Raw genomic sequence first — 13,788 nt, 5'->3', positions numbered from 1 at the left:
GCCACCTCTGGTTATGCCTATCCGGAAAGCGCCCGGCCCAGCCGTTCCAGCGCGGCGCGCAGTTCGGGATCGTCGACGGGGGCCGTGGCGGCCGTCAGTTCGGCCTCCTTCACCGGGTCCAGCCGTTTCAGCGGCCGCAGCGCATAGTTCTTCTGCGGCAATGCCGGCCCGGCATGCACCAGTTTCAGACGCGCCACGGCCCGCCAGCCCATGAAGGCGTTGATGCGCTCCAGGATCTGCGGCTCCTCATGCTGGACCAGAAGGGCCGCCGCGCTGGACACGCGGATATGCAGCACGGCATTCTCCCGCCGGCCTGCCGGAAAGACGAGCTTCAGCGGCCCCGTCTGCTCGGCCAGCCGTGAGCCCATGATGGTGGGCCAGTCGGTCAGCAATGCACCGAAGGCCAGCCCATCCTTGCCCAGCGCCTTGCCGGCGATGGTCTTCAATGTCCGCCCGAGCCGCTGCGGCCCGAAACCACCAGGTTCATTCATGACAGCACGATCTTCCCTTGCTGGCCCCATGAAAGCAGATCGCCCCGGCACTGACCAGCCCGGTGACCTGCCGCGCCTTCTGCTGAACTGGTACGACCGGCACCGCCGCGTGCTGCCCTGGCGCGCCGCGCCGGGGGAAAAAGCCGATCCCTACCGCGTCTGGCTGTCGGAGATCATGCTCCAGCAGACGACGGTGGCCACGGTTGGCCCCTATTTCCAGGCGTTCCTGGCGCGATGGCCCGGCATTGCCGACCTGGCGGCGGCCGAACTGGATGATGTGCTGCGGGCCTGGGCCGGGCTGGGCTACTATGCCCGCGCCCGCAACCTGCATAAATGCGCCGTGACCGTGGCCGACCGGCATGGCGGACACTTTCCCGACAGCGAGGAGGGGCTGCTGTCCCTGCCCGGCATCGGCACCTACACGGCCGCCGCGATCCTGGCTATCGCGTTCGACAAGCCGGCCACGGCCATGGATGGAAATGTCGAGCGGGTGATGGCCCGCCTGCATGCCGTGCGCGACCCGCTGCCGGGATCAAAACCCGTGCTGAAGGCCCATGCCGCCGCCCTGGTGCCCGAAACCCGCCCCGGCGATTATACCCAGGCGCTGTTCGACCTGGGGGCCAGCATCTGCGTGCCGCGCAAGCCGCGCTGCATCCTGTGCCCCTGGGCCGACCCGTGCCGGGCCCGCCGGCAGGGCATCGCAGAGGAACTGCCCGCCAAGACGGCCAAGGCCGCAAAGCCCGTGCGCCGGGCGCTGGCCTTTGTGCTGACCGACGGTCGCGGCCATGTCGCGCTGCGCCGCCGGCCGGAGAAAGGATTGCTGGGCGGCATGATGGAGGTGCCGACCACCCCGTGGGAAACGGCGCCCCTTCCCTCCCTGCCGGCCGCCGCCGGCCACGTCCCCCTGCCCGGCATCGGCTGGCAGGCGCTGCCGGGGCTGGTCCGTCATACTTTCACCCATTTCGAGTTCGAAATTGGCGTGGTGGCGGGCCGGACGGCCGGCACAGAGGAAAAGGGTCCGGGGCTGATATGGGTGGCGCCCGACGCGCTGGCGGACGAAGCCCTGCCCACCGTCATGATGAAGATCTTGCGCCATGCGCTGACCCGCATGGCCTGAACCGGGCGGAGGCCCCGAGCATCCTGTGACCCTGCTGTCGCGTCGTTCCATCCTGTCAGGACTGGCGGCCCTGCCAGCGGTTCCCGCAGCACTGGCCCAGCCGGCGCCGGCGGTCGATCTCGCCCTGCTGCTGGCCGTGGATGCATCGGCCAGCATCGATGAGGGATTGCTGGATTTCCAGTTGCGCGGCCATGCCGCCGCCTTTCGGCACAAGGCGGTGGCCGAAGCCATCGTCCGGGGCGGGGGCAATGGCATCGCCGTCATGCTGGCCCAGTTCGCCGGCCCCGATACGCTGACCACCCTGGTTCCCTGGCGGCACCTGCGGACGGGGAGCGATTGCGAGACCTTCGCCGCCAGCATCGATGCTGCCCCCGGTGTGGCCATGGGCGGGGCGACGGCACTGGGCAGCGCCATGGTGCGGGCCGTGGCCCTTCTGGACCAGGCACCTTTCAGTACCGCCCGGCGGACCATCGATGTCGTGTCCAACGGCTTCAGCAATGCCGGCATCGATCCGCGATCGGCCCGCGGCTATGCGGCCGGCGCCAATGTCACCATCAACGCGCTGGCCATCCTGAACGAATATGACTGGCTGGAGAATTACTATACCGGCAACGTCATCACCGGCCGCGACGCCTTCGTGCGCGCGGCCGACAGCCTGGATGCCTTCGCCGGCGTGCTGCTGGGCAAGCTGGTGACGGAGATGGTGTGACCGCCTGCCAAGGGGCGGCACCGGGGGCGGGCGGGGTGTTGCACCCGCCCGCCGGCCCACATCAGATCTTGTCCTTGGCCTCCGCGCGGCGGGTCTTCAGCAATGAATAGACCACGCCGCCGGCCAGCAGGACGAAGGTGACGGACAGCGAGATGGCCGGGTCCATCTTCCCCTGGAAATGGTTCCAGAAAATCTTGCCGCCGATGAACACCAGCACCAGGGCCAGCGCATATTTCAGATATTCGAAGCGATGGACCATGGCGGCCAGCGCGAAGTAGAGCGCGCGCAGCCCCAGGATGGCGAAGATGTTGCTGGTATAGATGATGAACGGATCGGTCGTGATGGCGAAGATGGCCGGCACGCTGTCCACCGCGAACACGATGTCCGCGAATTCCACCATCAGCAGCGCCAGGAACAGCGGCGTGGCATAGCGCGTGAGCTTGCCGGTCGCGGGATGCGGCTGGTGAACGAAGAAGCTGTTGCCATGCAGTTCCGGGGTCACGCGGACATGCCGGCGCAGGAAGCGCACCATGGCATTGTCGTCCAGCGTCTTGTCATCCTTGTCGGCGATGAACAGCATCTTCAGACCCGTCAGGATCAGGAAGCCGCCGAACAGGAACAATATCCAGGACCATTTCGTGACCAGCGCCGTGCCCAGCCCGATCATCACGCCGCGCAGGATGATGACGCCCAGGATGCCCCAGAACAGCACCCGGTGCTGATAGAGCCGCGGGATGGCCAGATAGCCGAAGATCAGGGAGATGACGAAGACATTGTCGAGCGACAGCGCCTTTTCCAGGGCATAGCCGGTGAAGTACTGCATGCCCGGATCGGGCCCCAGATACCACCAGACCCAACTGCCGAAAATGACGGCGATGACGATATAGAAAGCCGAAAGATAAAGGCTTTCCTTGATTCCGATCTCATGGTCCTTCTTGTTGAGGACGCCCAGGTCGAAAGCCAGGAGCGTGAGGACGATGGTCATGAAAACGAGCCATAGCCACAGGGCCTTACCCATGACCGGCTCAAGCAGGATCGTTGTCAGGAACTCCATGGGAGCGCCTCCTTGGATCAGCCTGATATGCTTGCGTCAGCGATGAGGGTTCATATCCGACATCACAGCCGACGCCTCGGCTGCCAGAGGGGCCCGGATGGGGTGCAATGTAATGAGCGGACCGTATTGTTCAAGGGGGGACGCGATGCATTTCGCGCACCTTCGCCACGCGCGCGAACCGGAAAAAGGCGATGATGGCCGCCAGTTCCAGCCCGTACAGCCCGAAAACCCAATAGCCCTTCAGGAAGAAATAGCGCAGCAGGTTGACGGGGAACTCCGTGACGGCGCGCAGCGCGCCATAGCGTCCGGCCTTGCCCGCCCCCACGATCTCCGCCGCCTGCGCCGTGGAATAGCGGTTCAGCTTGGCGATCAGGTCGGCGTGGTTGCGGATGGAATAATGCACGATGATGGCGCGCAGGCTGGCAACCGTTCCACTGTGCATTGCCACGGCGTCATGCGTGGCGCTGTCGGCGAACCGCCCGTGACGCCGGTCGTAAAGGCGGATGTAATTGTGCCGGGGGGCGAACCGGTGCGGCCGGCGCTGATGCGGCAGGGCCATCACGGTGCGTATGCGATATCCCTGGTGCGCCGGCGGGCCGGCCGCGAACAAGGACCGCACCTCCGCCTCCAGTTCCGGCACGGGCACCTCGTCGGCATCCAGGTTCAGCAGCCAGTCGTGCCGGCACTGCATCTCCGCATAGCGTTTCTGCGGGCCGTATCCCGGCCAGTCATGGTGGATGACGCGGGCCCCCAGCGACCGGGCCAGGTCCGGCGTGCCGTCACTGCTGCCGCTGTCGACCACCACCACCTCGTCCACCCAGCCGGCCACGGCCCGGATGACGGGGCCGATCCGGTCGGCCTCGTCCTGGCAGATGATGAAGACGGACAGGGGCAGCTTCGGCGGCATCGGCGACGGCCCGGCGATCAGGGAGGGGAATGGGCGGGCCGCCAGGCCTCCACCCGGTTGCGGCCGCCATGCTTGGCAGCATAAAGCGCCTGGTCGGCCCTTTCCAGCAACTGGTCCGCCATCAGGCCGATGGCCGATTCGGCCAGGCCATGGCAGGCCACGCCGAAGCTGGCCGTGACATGCAGCACATGCCCGTCGGCCAGTTGCACGGGCGTCGCCGCCAGGTCGGCGCGCAGCCGGTCGAGTACGGCCACGGCCTCTTCCAGCCCCGTCTCCTTCAGAAGGATCAGGATTTCCTCTCCACCCAGGCGGAAGGCTTCGTCCAGCGCGCGGATGCCGCTGCCCAGACAACCGGCGGCGGCCACCAGCACGCGGTCGCCGGCCTCGTGCCCAAAGGTGTCATTGACCGACTTGAACCGGTCCAGATCGCACAGGGCCACGCAGAAGGGCTGGCCCGTGCGGGCGAAGCGCGCCAGCTCGCGCCCCACCTCCTCCATCAGGCCCGTGCGGTTGCGCAGGCCCGTCAGCGGATCGATGCCGCTGCCCGCGACCGACAGCGCCCGTTCGATGCGGCGGCATTGCTGGATGAACTCATCGAAACGGTCCATCACGGCGCCATAGGCGCCATGGTCGGGCGGGTCGCCCTCCATGGCCCGCAGCAGCAGCAGCCGGCCCATGCGGTGCAACTGCTCATGAAGCAGCATCAGCCGGTCGATGGCCGGCTGGTCGGCCACCATGTCCTGCCGCATCTGTGCAACCCAGGCCGCCAGGCCGGGCGGCACGGGCACGTCATCAAGACCGGTCAGCCCGCTTTCGCGCGGGAAAAAGGCGGCCCGGTGCCAGCGGGTCAGCCAGCGCAGATGCTCGTCCACGACCGCCGACAGGCCGGCGATGGTCGTGGAAGGCGCCGCGCCGGCCGGTTCGCTCATTTACTTCTCCCCTCGGCCCCCTCGGCCCCCTCGGCCCCGTCGCCCGGCTGCCACACCCATTTGCGCCGCGCCTCGGCCAGGGTGCCGGTGATGATGGCGGCGCGGATATCGCGCATCAGACGGTTCATGGTGTGGACATTGTGCATGGTCAGCAACTGCATGCCCAGCATCTCCTCCGCCTTCAGCAGATGGTGGACATAACCCCGGCTGGCCGTGCGGCAGGCGAAGCAGCCGCATTCGGCATCGATGGGCGTATCATCATCCTTGAACCGCGCATTGCGCATATTCAGCCGTTCGCCCTTCACGCCGGGCGCCAGGGCCCAGCCATGGCGGGCGATGCGGGTGGGGCTGACACAGTCGAACGTGTCGATGCCCAGCGCCACCCCTTCGAATATATCCACGATGCCGCCGATACCCAGCAGATGCACCGGCCGGTCGGGATGCACATGCGCCATGGCCATGCCCACCACATCGTGCATCTGTTCGCGCGTGGCGCCCAGGCAGCCGCCGACGGCCGTGGCGAAGAAATCCTGGCTGGCGACGATCTCGGCACTCTCCTTGCGCAGGTCGGGATAGACGCCGCCCTGGACGATGCCATACATGGCCTGCGGCATTCCATTGGCCGAGATGCCGCCAAATTCCCGGAACGCCGCCAGCGACCGGTCGCCCCAGCGATGCGACATCTTCATGGAACGGGCCGTGTACCTGCGATCGACATGGAAGGGCGTGCATTCATCAAGCTGCACGACGAAGTCCGGTCCCAGCTTGCGCTGGATGTCGATGCTTTTCTCCGGCGTCAGGAACAGCTTTTCGCCATTGGTGTAGGACCGGAAGGTCGCCCCTTCCTCCGTGATCTTCAGAAGCGTCTTCTCGCGCGTCGTGGTCCGCCGCCCCTTCACCTCGTCCGCCACCGACCCGTGGCCCATGGCGAAAATCTGATAGCCGCCGCTGTCGGTCAGCATCGGCCCGTGCCAATTCATCATCTTGTGCAGGCCGCCCAGCTTCGCCACCAGATCGGCGCCCGGCTGGATCATCAGATGGTAGGTATTGGCCAGGATGATGTCCGTCTTCTCTTCCCGCATCTGCTCCGTGGTCAGGCCCTTGATGGCCGCCTTGGTGCCGCAGAAAATGAAATTCGGCGTCTGGATGGCGCCATGCGGGGTGGACAGCGTACCGATCCGCGCCTTCGACCCGGCCGGATCGCGATGCGTGATGTCGAAGGAGAAACCGGGATATGTTGCGGACATGGCGTGCAAACAAACTCTTCGGATGTGACGGTCAGGCGCCCAGCGCCGCTTGCCTACCGGTATTGGCGAAAATGGCGGCTTTGTACAGAAGCCACAGCGAATGGCTGGCCGCCACCCCTTCCGTCCTCAGCCATCCACCCGCCGCACCATGCGGCGTGACAGGTACATGAAGGGGGTGTCCAGCACGGTCAGGGCGACGCGCATGCCATAGGTGCCCAGGATATAGGTATAGAACAGCGCCTCCCACCCCACCGGGTCGGGGGAAAAGACGACCCAGGCCAGGACGGAGAAGATCACGTTGTCGACCAGGGAGGACAGCATCGTGCTGGCATTGTTGCGCAGCCAGAGATGGCGGTCACCCGTGACGCCCCGGATCCGCTGATAGACCCAGACATCGAAAAGCTGGCTGGTCAGATAGGCCGTCATCCCGGCCGCGAACAGGGCCGGGGCGGGGCTGAACAGGGCGCCGATATGGTCGTGCATGGGCAGGGCCCATTCCATGCCGCCGGCCGCCTGTTCGGCATTCATGGGCCGGAAGCCCAGCGTCAGGACCATCAGCAGCGTGAACAGCAGATAGGCGGCGAAGGACAGGAAGATGGCCCGGCGCGCCGCCTGGCGCCCGTAATGTTCCGTCAGGATGTCGGTCGCCAGATAGGTGGAGCCGAACAGCACCGTGCCCATGGCCACGGGATGGTCATAGAAGCTGAACTGCACGGCCTTCAGCACCTCCACATTCGCCGCGATGACGGCCGTGGCGATATAGAGGTAGAGGCCGGCGGCCCCGAACAGCCGCACCATCACCAGAATCGTGCCGAAGCAGAACAAGGCCTGGAACAGCAGCAGCGCCTCGGGCGGCATCCCGTTCAGAAAGGCGATCAGGTCGGCGGGCGACAGCGACATGCGGCGGCACCTTGGCAGGAACGGCGGGCACACCGGCCGGCGACGGCCGGATGGAAAGGCCCTGCCCGCAAACGGCAGCGGCCCCGCGAAACGATCCCCTCGGGATGTCTCGCGGGGCCGACGATACCGTCAGCAGCGATCAGAAGAACCGTCGCGCGCCGATCAGGCGGCGGACTTGGCGGCCAGCGCCTTCTGGATCTGCTTCTTCACCTTGCGGGCATCGTCGCTCAGCTTGGCGTCGGCGATGTCCAGCAGGGCGGCGTCCAGGCCACCCTTGTGCTCGATCGTGCGGATGCCGTTGGTCGACAGGCGCAGGCGCACCATGCGGCCCAGCGCATCGGACAGCAGGGAGGTCTCCTGCAGGTTCGGCAGGAAGCGCCGGCGGGACTTGTTGTTGGCGTGGGAGACGTTGTTGCCGGTCTGCACACCCTTGCCGGTCACGGCGCACTTGCGGGACATGGAACACCTATTCTTTGCTGCTGGCGGCCACGGATAAGAAGATACCGGGGCGCACCCTGACGAAACTCGACGACGAAACTCGACATTGCCGGCCGGGAACCCGCCCGACCAACGAAGCCGCGTTGATAGACGAGGGGTTGCATGGAGTCAAGCCCGTGGACAGCGGCTTTCCCCCGCAATTCCGCCATGCGGGGATGCACCAGCCCCTTTCCGCCGGGCCTTGTTCCTTATATCCTGTCTGCTCCTGATGCAAAGACAACCCGGCCGGGGGACACCACGAGATGGTCGATACGCGCATGAATTCGACATCCGCCGCTGCCAGCGGCATGGGCGGCGCCCTGGTGGAAGGCGGTGGCCGGCGCGGCACCATCGCCATCACCGGCCCCGGCGGGCGGCCCATCCCCACGGGGCGGCCCGGCAACCGCTGGCCCAACCCGCGGGAGCTGGCGGCCCTGATCGTTGATGGCATGCTGCGCCTTCCCGCCCGCTACCGCCGTGGCATGTATCTGGACGTGCTGACCTGACCTTGCCCCGCATCGCCCTTTACCAGCCCGACATTCCGCAGAATGCCGGCACGCTGATGCGGCTGGCCGCCTGCACCGGCGTCGGCCTGGACATCATAGAGCCCTGCGGCTTCATCCTGGACGACCGGCGCATGCGGCGGTCGGTGATGGATTATGCCGGCCATGCCGAGGTGACGCGCCATGCGAGCTGGGATGCCTTCCAGGCCCGGCGGCAGGGACGGCTGGTGCTGCTGACCACCCGCGCCGCCGTGCCCTATACCCAGGTCGCCTACCGGCCCGACGACATCCTGCTGCTGGGCCGGGAAAGCGCCGGCGTGCCGGAAGATGTGCATGAGGCCGCCAGCCTGCGGGTGCTGATCCCCATGCGCGCGGGCACACGGTCGCTGAATGTCGCCGTGGCCGCCGCCATGGTGCTGGGGGAAGTGTTGCGGCAGGTGGGGGGCGGTGCGGCCGATTCCCCCATGGCACGCACGGGCGCGACAGGGTAAACCCGCATCCGTTCCCCGTTCCCGTTGGCTGTCCCGGACCCGCCCCATGCCCACCCCGCTTCCCGCCCCCGACATCCTGGCCGCCCGCCAGGCCCAGGCCAGCACATGGTTCCGGACCCTGCGCGATCATATCTGCGCCGCGTTCGAGCGGCTGGAGGATGATCTGGCGGGCGGACGGCATGCCGGGCTGCCGGCCGGCCGGTTCGAACGCAAGGAATGGAACCGGCCCAACCATGACGGGGCCGAGGGCGGCGGCGGCGTGATGAGCGTGATGAAGGGCCGCGTGTTCGAGAAGGTGGGCGTCAACATCTCCACCGTCCATGGCACCTTCTCTCCTGAATTCCGGGGATCGATCACGGGGGCGGGCGGTGACGGGCGCTTCTGGGCCAGCGGCATCAGTCTGGTGGCCCATATGCGCAGCCCTCTGGTTCCGGCCGTCCATATGAACACCCGCATGCTGGTCACCAGCCAGGGCTGGTTCGGCGGCGGCGCCGACCTGACGCCGATGTTCCTGGAAGGCGTGCAGACCGAAGAGGACAAGGCCGCGTTCCACGCTGCGCTGAAGGCGGCCTGCGACCGGCACGGCGCCGATTATTACGACCGGTTCAAGGAATGGTGCGACCGCTATTTCTTCCTGCCCCACCGCGACGAGCCAAGGGGCGTGGGCGGCATCTTCTACGATCATCTGGACAGCGGCGACTGGGAAGCCGATTTCGCCTTCACCCGCGCGGTGGGCGAGGCGTTCCTGGATGTCTATCCCCGCATCGTTGCCCGGCGCATGCAGCAGGACTGGACCGACGCCCAGCGCGAGCACCAGTTGCTGCGCCGGGGCCGCTATGTCGAATTCAACCTGCTGCATGATCGCGGCACGCTGTTCGGGTTGAAGACGGGCGGCAATATCGACGCCATCCTGATGAGCCTGCCGCCCGAAGTGAAATGGCCCTGATCCCATGGACATGATCCTGGAACACCGCACCATCGCCGCCCATCCCATCCTGCTGGTCCGCCACGGGCAGACCCGATGGAACGTGGAGGCGCGGTGCCAGGGCCAGATGGACAGCGACCTGACGGAAAAGGGCCGTGCCCAGGCCGATCAGGTGGGCCGTATCCTTCGGACCCTGCTGGCGGCGATCCCCGGCGGGCGCGACGGCGTCCGGCTGGTCTCCAGCCCTCTGGGCCGGACGCAGGAGACGACGCGCATCATCAACCGCCATCTGGACCTGCCCGTCACGCTGGATGCACGCCTGGCAGAGGTGTCGTTCGGCGATTGGGAAGGGATGACCCGGCCGGAGATCGAGGCGGCCAATCCCTGGCTGGCCGCCCACGGCCCGCATGGCTGGCAGTTCCACGCCCCGAACGGGGAGCGTTTCGACGGCGTGCTCGAACGGCTGCTATCCTTCCTGGCGGTCGTGGACCGGCCCACCATCGCCATCTCACACGGCATGACGGGCCGCGTCCTGCGCGGCCATTATGCCGGCCAGGACCAGGCCACATGCTGTGCCCTGCCCGTGCCGCAGGATCGCGTGTTCCGGCTGTCCCGGCATGGGGTGGAGGAACTGGGCGGCTGACGCCCCTGGCCCCGCCGGGGGGCTCACATGCCTTTCTTGCCCTTGCCGTCGGGCCAGGGCGCGCCCATTGTAGGGATGTAGCGTCCCGAGATGGGATTGCGCCGCCGGGGATGATGCCTGTGACCGTTGTACGGTTGCTTGTCCTTTTGCTGAGCCTGTCCTTCCTGTTGCTGGCCCCGCCGGCAACAGCGCACGGGCTCGCCCCCGATCAGCCGCCAGGTGGCATTGCGACAGCCGGGGACGACATCCCCCTGCCGCCGCCCGGCCCCGACGATACCGCCCCCCTGCTTCTGACCGCGATACCCGAGACACCGTCGCCTGCCAACAGCGACGAGGGCTCGGGCATGGACGGGCTCGCCTCCCCTGCTTCCACGTTGAAGCGGGGATTCACGGCGACATCGGCCCGTATCTTCGCCACTGCCGCGCAGCAGGATGGCCGCCTGACGGGCCGCCCCTGGGCCACGGGCCCGCCGCGCCTGTAAGGGCTCCGGCAACTCCTTCTTTCATTGCAATAACTTGAAGTACCTCATCCATATAATTGGATGAAAGCGCTTTTTCTTTGCCTGAGATTAAGTAAATATCGCCAATTCATTTTGATATTTTGTGAATTTACTGTTTGACATCCGCGATTTCTGCGCCCAATCTCAAATTGTCCTGTCATCATTCATGCAGGATCCAACTGCCAAGACTTGATAACCCGCCCCTGTTTCAAGGGGCGGGCTTTTTTGTACTTGTCTAAATCAATAAAAATGCCTCTCCGCAAACGGACGGGCACCATCGGCGAGAGGATCTGCGGATATGGAAATGTTTTTTGAAATGTCGTTCTGGCATGCCCTGTGGCAGGTCATCCTGATCGACATCGTGCTGGCGGGCGACAATGCCATCGTCGTCGGCCTGGCCGCAGCCGGGGTGGCAGCCCATCAACGCACGAAGGTCATCTTCTGGGGCATCGCGGCGGCCGTGGTGCTGCGCATCATCTTCGCCCTGCTGACCACGCAATTGCTGGATATCGTGGGACTGACCCTGGCGGGTGGCATCCTGCTGCTGTGGGTCTGCTGGAAGATGTGGCGCGAAATCCGCGAACAGCGGCAGGAGGCGCTGGCCGCCGAGGTGGTGGACGAGGCCGCCAACCCCGATGGCGACAATCCCGATGCAGAGAGTTTGCCGCCGGAAGGCACCAAGACGGTGCGCCAGGCCATCATCCAGATCGTCATCGCCGACGTGTCCATGTCGCTGGACAATGTGCTGGCCGTGGCCGGCGCGGCGCATGACCATCCGGAGGTGCTGATCCTGGGGCTGGCCCTGTCGGTGGCCTTCATGGGGGCGGCCGCGACAGCCATCGCCAAGCTTCTGTCGCGCTACCACTGGATCGCCTATATCGGCCTGCTGGTCATCCTTTACGTGGCCATCAAGATGATCATCAGTGGCGGGGAGCAGGTGGTGCCCTTCGTGGGCATGATCGGCGGCTGAGGAACCGGGCCGGCCGGGGGGGTATGCGCCCCCCCCCGGCCGGCCCCTTGCCGATCGCGTCGTCTCTGGCGTGCCGGGGTCAGAGGCCCAGCACGTCATCCATCGAATATAGTCCCGGTGCCCGGCCCCCGGCCCACAATGCGGCCCGCACGGCGCCGCGCGCGAAAATGGCGCGGCTGCCGGCCTTGTGCGTCAGTTCCAGCCGTTCCGCCTCGGTGGCGAACATCACGGTATGGTCCCCCACCACGTCGCCGCCGCGCACGGTGGCAAAGCCGATATCCCCCCGCTTGCGCGCGCCCGTATGGCCGTCGCGCACGGCATCCTTCACATCCATCAGGTCCACCCCGCGACCGGCCGCCGCCGCGCGGCCCAATGCCAGCGCCGTGCCGCTGGGCGCATCGACCTTGTGCTTGTGGTGCATCTCCACGATCTCGATATCCCAGTCGGGACCCAGCGTCGCCGCAACCTTGCGCACCAGTCCGGCCAGCAGCGTGACGCCCAGGCTGAAATTGGCCGCCACGACCAGCGGCGCCTTCTCCGCCGCCATCGCAAGCCGCGCATGGTCGTCGGCCGTCAGGCCGGTGGTGCCCACGATCAGCGCCGTGCCATGTTCGGCAGCCAGGGCGGCGTGGGCCACCGTGGCCGCCGGTGCGGTGAAGTCGATGACGGCATCGGCCGTGGCGAACAGGGCGGCCGCGTCGTCGGTGACGGCGACACCCGCCGGCTCGCCCCCCACCAGCACGCCCAGGTCACGGCCGATGACGGCCGAACCCGGCCGCTCCGTGGCACCGGACAGGCTGGCCCCCCCGGTCGCCAGGACCTCGCGGATCAGCATCTGACCCATGCGGCCGCCGCCGCCCACGATTCCGATACGCATCGCCATTTCCCTCACCCAGACATGATCCAGACCATGGGCATAGCATGCCCCGGTGCCCTGATCAGCCCCCGGAAAGGCAATCCACCAGTGAACGCACGTTGAAGCGCATCAGGGCGGGATAAAGGCCCGGCCCGTCGGGAATATTCGCCCCTTCCGGGTCCAGCACACCCGTGCGCGCCTTGGTCCCCTGGGCCAGGGTGCGCACCAGGGCCGGCTCGAACTGCGGCTCGGCGAATATGCACACGGCCCCGGCCTGCGCGATACGCCGGCGCAGGGCCGACAGGCGGGCGGCACCCGGCGGCTGGTCCGGGCTCACCGTGATGGCCCCGGCGGTGGCCAGCCCGTACCGGTCCTCTAGATAATGATAGGCGTCGTGGAAGACGATGAAGGGCCGGTCCCTGACCGTCGCCAGTTCGGCCGACAATTCCGCGTGCAGGCGGTCGATCTCTTCGCTCCGGGCCTGCGCATTGGCGTGGTAGAGGGCCGCCCGCGCCGGGTCCAGTGTGGACAGCGCCCCCGCCACGGCCAGGCCGATGGCCTTGGCGTTCATGGGGTCCAGCCACAAATGCCCGTCGGTCGTCAGGTCACCATGATCGTGGCCGGCATGGCCGTGATCATGGTCGTGATGTTCCCAGGCACCGCCGGCCCGGGTGGGCAGCAGCCGCACCCCGGCGGACTGTGACAGGGTCAGCAGCGTGGCCCCGCGCGCCAGCGTGGATAGCGGCCGTTCCAGGAATGTCTCCATCATCGGGCCGGCCCACACGATCAGTTGCGCATCGGCCAGGGCCCGGGCATCGGACGGCCGCAGCGCGAAGGCGTGCGGACTGGCGGCGCCCCTTACCAGCAGATAAGGTTCCCCCGCCCCCTGCATGATCCCGGCAACCAGGGAATGCAGCGGTTTCACCGACACGACCACCTTGGGCGGCGGCGGTGCCGCGGCAATCGGGAAGGAGAGCCCGGCCACGAGAAGGACCGCGATTGTCAGCAAACGGAACATGCAACGGAACCCTGGCGGAGACAGCAAACCTGACGTCGAGAAGTGGGAACC

General features: G+C 66.9%; 17 protein-coding genes. 8 read left to right on the top strand and 9 right to left on the bottom strand.

Translation table 11 applies throughout. The features are described from left to right. Positions 1 to 17 precede the first annotated feature (17 nt). Complete coding sequence (locus ACM9LZ_RS04170) at positions 18 to 491, bottom strand: DUF721 domain-containing protein (protein ID WP_416618092.1); 474 nt, start codon at positions 489 to 491, stop codon at positions 18 to 20. Between the two features lie 28 nt (positions 492 to 519). On the opposite strand from ACM9LZ_RS04170, the gene mutY reads away from it, so the two are divergent. Together mutY and ACM9LZ_RS04160 are read left to right on the top strand one after the other, a co-directional pair. After that, positions 520 to 1,608 (top strand): A/G-specific adenine glycosylase, encoded by a 1,089-nt coding sequence (gene mutY / locus ACM9LZ_RS04165; RefSeq protein WP_416618091.1) that lies wholly within the window; start codon positions 520 to 522, stop codon positions 1,606 to 1,608. Positions 1,609 to 1,633: 25 nt separating this feature from the next. Continuing rightward, the gene (locus ACM9LZ_RS04160) at positions 1,634 to 2,317 is read left to right on the top strand and encodes a DUF1194 domain-containing protein (RefSeq protein ID WP_416618090.1); all 684 of its coding nucleotides are present in this window, start codon (positions 1,634 to 1,636) and stop codon (positions 2,315 to 2,317) included. Positions 2,318 to 2,378: 61 nt separating this feature from the next. Here ACM9LZ_RS04160 and ACM9LZ_RS04155 read toward each other — a convergent pair whose 3' ends face one another. The 6 genes from ACM9LZ_RS04155 to rpmB all read right to left on the bottom strand — a co-directional run bounded on the left by ACM9LZ_RS04155 (position 2,379) and on the right by rpmB (position 7,813). Continuing rightward, complete coding sequence (locus ACM9LZ_RS04155) at positions 2,379 to 3,371, bottom strand: TerC family protein (RefSeq protein WP_416618089.1); 993 nt, start codon at positions 3,369 to 3,371, stop codon at positions 2,379 to 2,381. Between the two features lie 130 nt (positions 3,372 to 3,501). Beyond that, complete coding sequence (locus ACM9LZ_RS04150) at positions 3,502 to 4,278, bottom strand: glycosyltransferase family 2 protein (protein ID WP_416618088.1); 777 nt, start codon at positions 4,276 to 4,278, stop codon at positions 3,502 to 3,504. A 17-nt stretch (positions 4,279 to 4,295) separates the two neighbouring features. Continuing rightward, positions 4,296 to 5,207 carry a diguanylate cyclase gene (locus tag ACM9LZ_RS04145; RefSeq protein ID WP_416618087.1) on the bottom strand — a complete coding sequence of 304 codons (912 nt, stop codon included), beginning with the start codon at positions 5,205 to 5,207 and terminating at the stop codon, positions 4,296 to 4,298. Continuing rightward, on the bottom strand, positions 5,204 to 6,454 hold the full coding sequence (tgt, locus tag ACM9LZ_RS04140; protein ID WP_416618086.1) for a tRNA guanosine(34) transglycosylase Tgt: 1,251 nt from the start codon (positions 6,452 to 6,454) through the stop codon (positions 5,204 to 5,206). Before tgt ends, ACM9LZ_RS04145 begins: the two co-directional genes overlap by 4 nt. Before the next feature lie 126 nt (positions 6,455 to 6,580). Continuing rightward, positions 6,581 to 7,354, bottom strand: coding sequence for a queuosine precursor transporter (locus ACM9LZ_RS04135; protein WP_416618085.1), 774 nt, complete (start codon positions 7,352 to 7,354; stop codon positions 6,581 to 6,583). Positions 7,355 to 7,516: 162 nt separating this feature from the next. Continuing rightward, the gene (gene rpmB / locus ACM9LZ_RS04130) at positions 7,517 to 7,813 is read right to left on the bottom strand and encodes a 50S ribosomal protein L28 (protein WP_416618084.1); all 297 of its coding nucleotides are present in this window, start codon (positions 7,811 to 7,813) and stop codon (positions 7,517 to 7,519) included. A gap of 281 nt (positions 7,814 to 8,094) precedes the next feature. On the opposite strand from rpmB, the gene ACM9LZ_RS04125 reads away from it, so the two are divergent. The 6 genes from ACM9LZ_RS04125 (at position 8,095) to ACM9LZ_RS04100 (ending at position 11,863) form a co-directional block, all read left to right on the top strand. Beyond that, entirely contained in the window at positions 8,095 to 8,337 is a 243-nt protein-coding gene (locus tag ACM9LZ_RS04125) for a hypothetical protein (protein WP_416618083.1), read from the top strand. 2 nt (positions 8,338 to 8,339) lie between these two features. Then, positions 8,340 to 8,825: a tRNA (cytidine(34)-2'-O)-methyltransferase gene (locus tag ACM9LZ_RS04120; protein ID WP_416618082.1), complete on the top strand. Its 486-nt coding sequence runs from the start codon at positions 8,340 to 8,342 to the stop codon at positions 8,823 to 8,825. A gap of 46 nt (positions 8,826 to 8,871) precedes the next feature. Continuing rightward, positions 8,872 to 9,771, top strand: coding sequence for an oxygen-dependent coproporphyrinogen oxidase (gene hemF / locus ACM9LZ_RS04115; protein WP_416618081.1), 900 nt, complete (start codon positions 8,872 to 8,874; stop codon positions 9,769 to 9,771). A 10-nt stretch (positions 9,772 to 9,781) separates the two neighbouring features. Further along, positions 9,782 to 10,393 (top strand): histidine phosphatase family protein, encoded by a 612-nt coding sequence (locus tag ACM9LZ_RS04110; protein ID WP_416618080.1) that lies wholly within the window; start codon positions 9,782 to 9,784, stop codon positions 10,391 to 10,393. A gap of 110 nt (positions 10,394 to 10,503) precedes the next feature. Beyond that, entirely contained in the window at positions 10,504 to 10,875 is a 372-nt protein-coding gene (locus tag ACM9LZ_RS04105) for a hypothetical protein (RefSeq protein WP_416618079.1), read from the top strand. Between the two features lie 334 nt (positions 10,876 to 11,209). Further along, on the top strand, positions 11,210 to 11,863 hold the full coding sequence (locus ACM9LZ_RS04100) for a TerC family protein (RefSeq protein WP_416618078.1): 654 nt from the start codon (positions 11,210 to 11,212) through the stop codon (positions 11,861 to 11,863). A 79-nt stretch (positions 11,864 to 11,942) separates the two neighbouring features. On the opposite strand, the gene dapB is transcribed toward ACM9LZ_RS04100, so the two are convergent. Together dapB and ACM9LZ_RS04090 are read right to left on the bottom strand one after the other, a co-directional pair. After that, positions 11,943 to 12,740, bottom strand: a complete 798-nt coding sequence (dapB, locus tag ACM9LZ_RS04095) for a 4-hydroxy-tetrahydrodipicolinate reductase (protein ID WP_416618077.1) — start codon at positions 12,738 to 12,740, stop codon at positions 11,943 to 11,945. Between the two features lie 61 nt (positions 12,741 to 12,801). Continuing rightward, positions 12,802 to 13,737, bottom strand: a complete 936-nt coding sequence (locus tag ACM9LZ_RS04090; RefSeq protein WP_416618076.1) for a zinc ABC transporter substrate-binding protein — start codon at positions 13,735 to 13,737, stop codon at positions 12,802 to 12,804. Positions 13,738 to 13,788 lie beyond the last annotated feature (51 nt).

This window comes from Niveispirillum fermenti (assembly GCF_048066175.1).
GTDB lineage: Bacteria > Pseudomonadota > Alphaproteobacteria > Azospirillales > Azospirillaceae > Niveispirillum > Niveispirillum fermenti.
This window is presented reverse-complemented; position numbering and strand designations above follow the sequence as displayed.

Bases quoted from the DNA above. Each gene is read 5' to 3' on its own strand.
- dapB (WP_416618077.1), bottom strand. From the start codon at position 12,740: ATGCGTATCGGAATCGTGGGCGGCGGCGGCCGCATGGGTCAGATGCTG.
- tgt (WP_416618086.1), bottom strand. From the start codon at position 6,454: ATGTCCGCAACATATCCCGGTTTCTCCTTCGACATCACGCATCGCGAT.
- ACM9LZ_RS04125 (WP_416618083.1), top strand. From the start codon at position 8,095: ATGGTCGATACGCGCATGAATTCGACATCCGCCGCTGCCAGCGGCATG.
- ACM9LZ_RS04170 (WP_416618092.1), bottom strand. From the start codon at position 491: ATGAATGAACCTGGTGGTTTCGGGCCGCAGCGGCTCGGGCGGACATTG.
- ACM9LZ_RS04155 (WP_416618089.1), bottom strand. From the start codon at position 3,371: ATGGAGTTCCTGACAACGATCCTGCTTGAGCCGGTCATGGGTAAGGCC.
- ACM9LZ_RS04090 (WP_416618076.1), bottom strand. From the start codon at position 13,737: ATGTTCCGTTTGCTGACAATCGCGGTCCTTCTCGTGGCCGGGCTCTCC.
- ACM9LZ_RS04100 (WP_416618078.1), top strand. From the start codon at position 11,210: ATGTCGTTCTGGCATGCCCTGTGGCAGGTCATCCTGATCGACATCGTG.
- ACM9LZ_RS04105 (WP_416618079.1), top strand. From the start codon at position 10,504: ATGATGCCTGTGACCGTTGTACGGTTGCTTGTCCTTTTGCTGAGCCTG.
- rpmB (WP_416618084.1), bottom strand. From the start codon at position 7,813: ATGTCCCGCAAGTGCGCCGTGACCGGCAAGGGTGTGCAGACCGGCAAC.
- hemF (WP_416618081.1), top strand. From the start codon at position 8,872: ATGCCCACCCCGCTTCCCGCCCCCGACATCCTGGCCGCCCGCCAGGCC.
- ACM9LZ_RS04150 (WP_416618088.1), bottom strand. From the start codon at position 4,278: ATGCCGCCGAAGCTGCCCCTGTCCGTCTTCATCATCTGCCAGGACGAG.
- ACM9LZ_RS04145 (WP_416618087.1), bottom strand. From the start codon at position 5,207: ATGAGCGAACCGGCCGGCGCGGCGCCTTCCACGACCATCGCCGGCCTG.
- mutY (WP_416618091.1), top strand. From the start codon at position 520: ATGAAAGCAGATCGCCCCGGCACTGACCAGCCCGGTGACCTGCCGCGC.
- ACM9LZ_RS04110 (WP_416618080.1), top strand. From the start codon at position 9,782: ATGATCCTGGAACACCGCACCATCGCCGCCCATCCCATCCTGCTGGTC.
- ACM9LZ_RS04135 (WP_416618085.1), bottom strand. From the start codon at position 7,354: ATGTCGCTGTCGCCCGCCGACCTGATCGCCTTTCTGAACGGGATGCCG.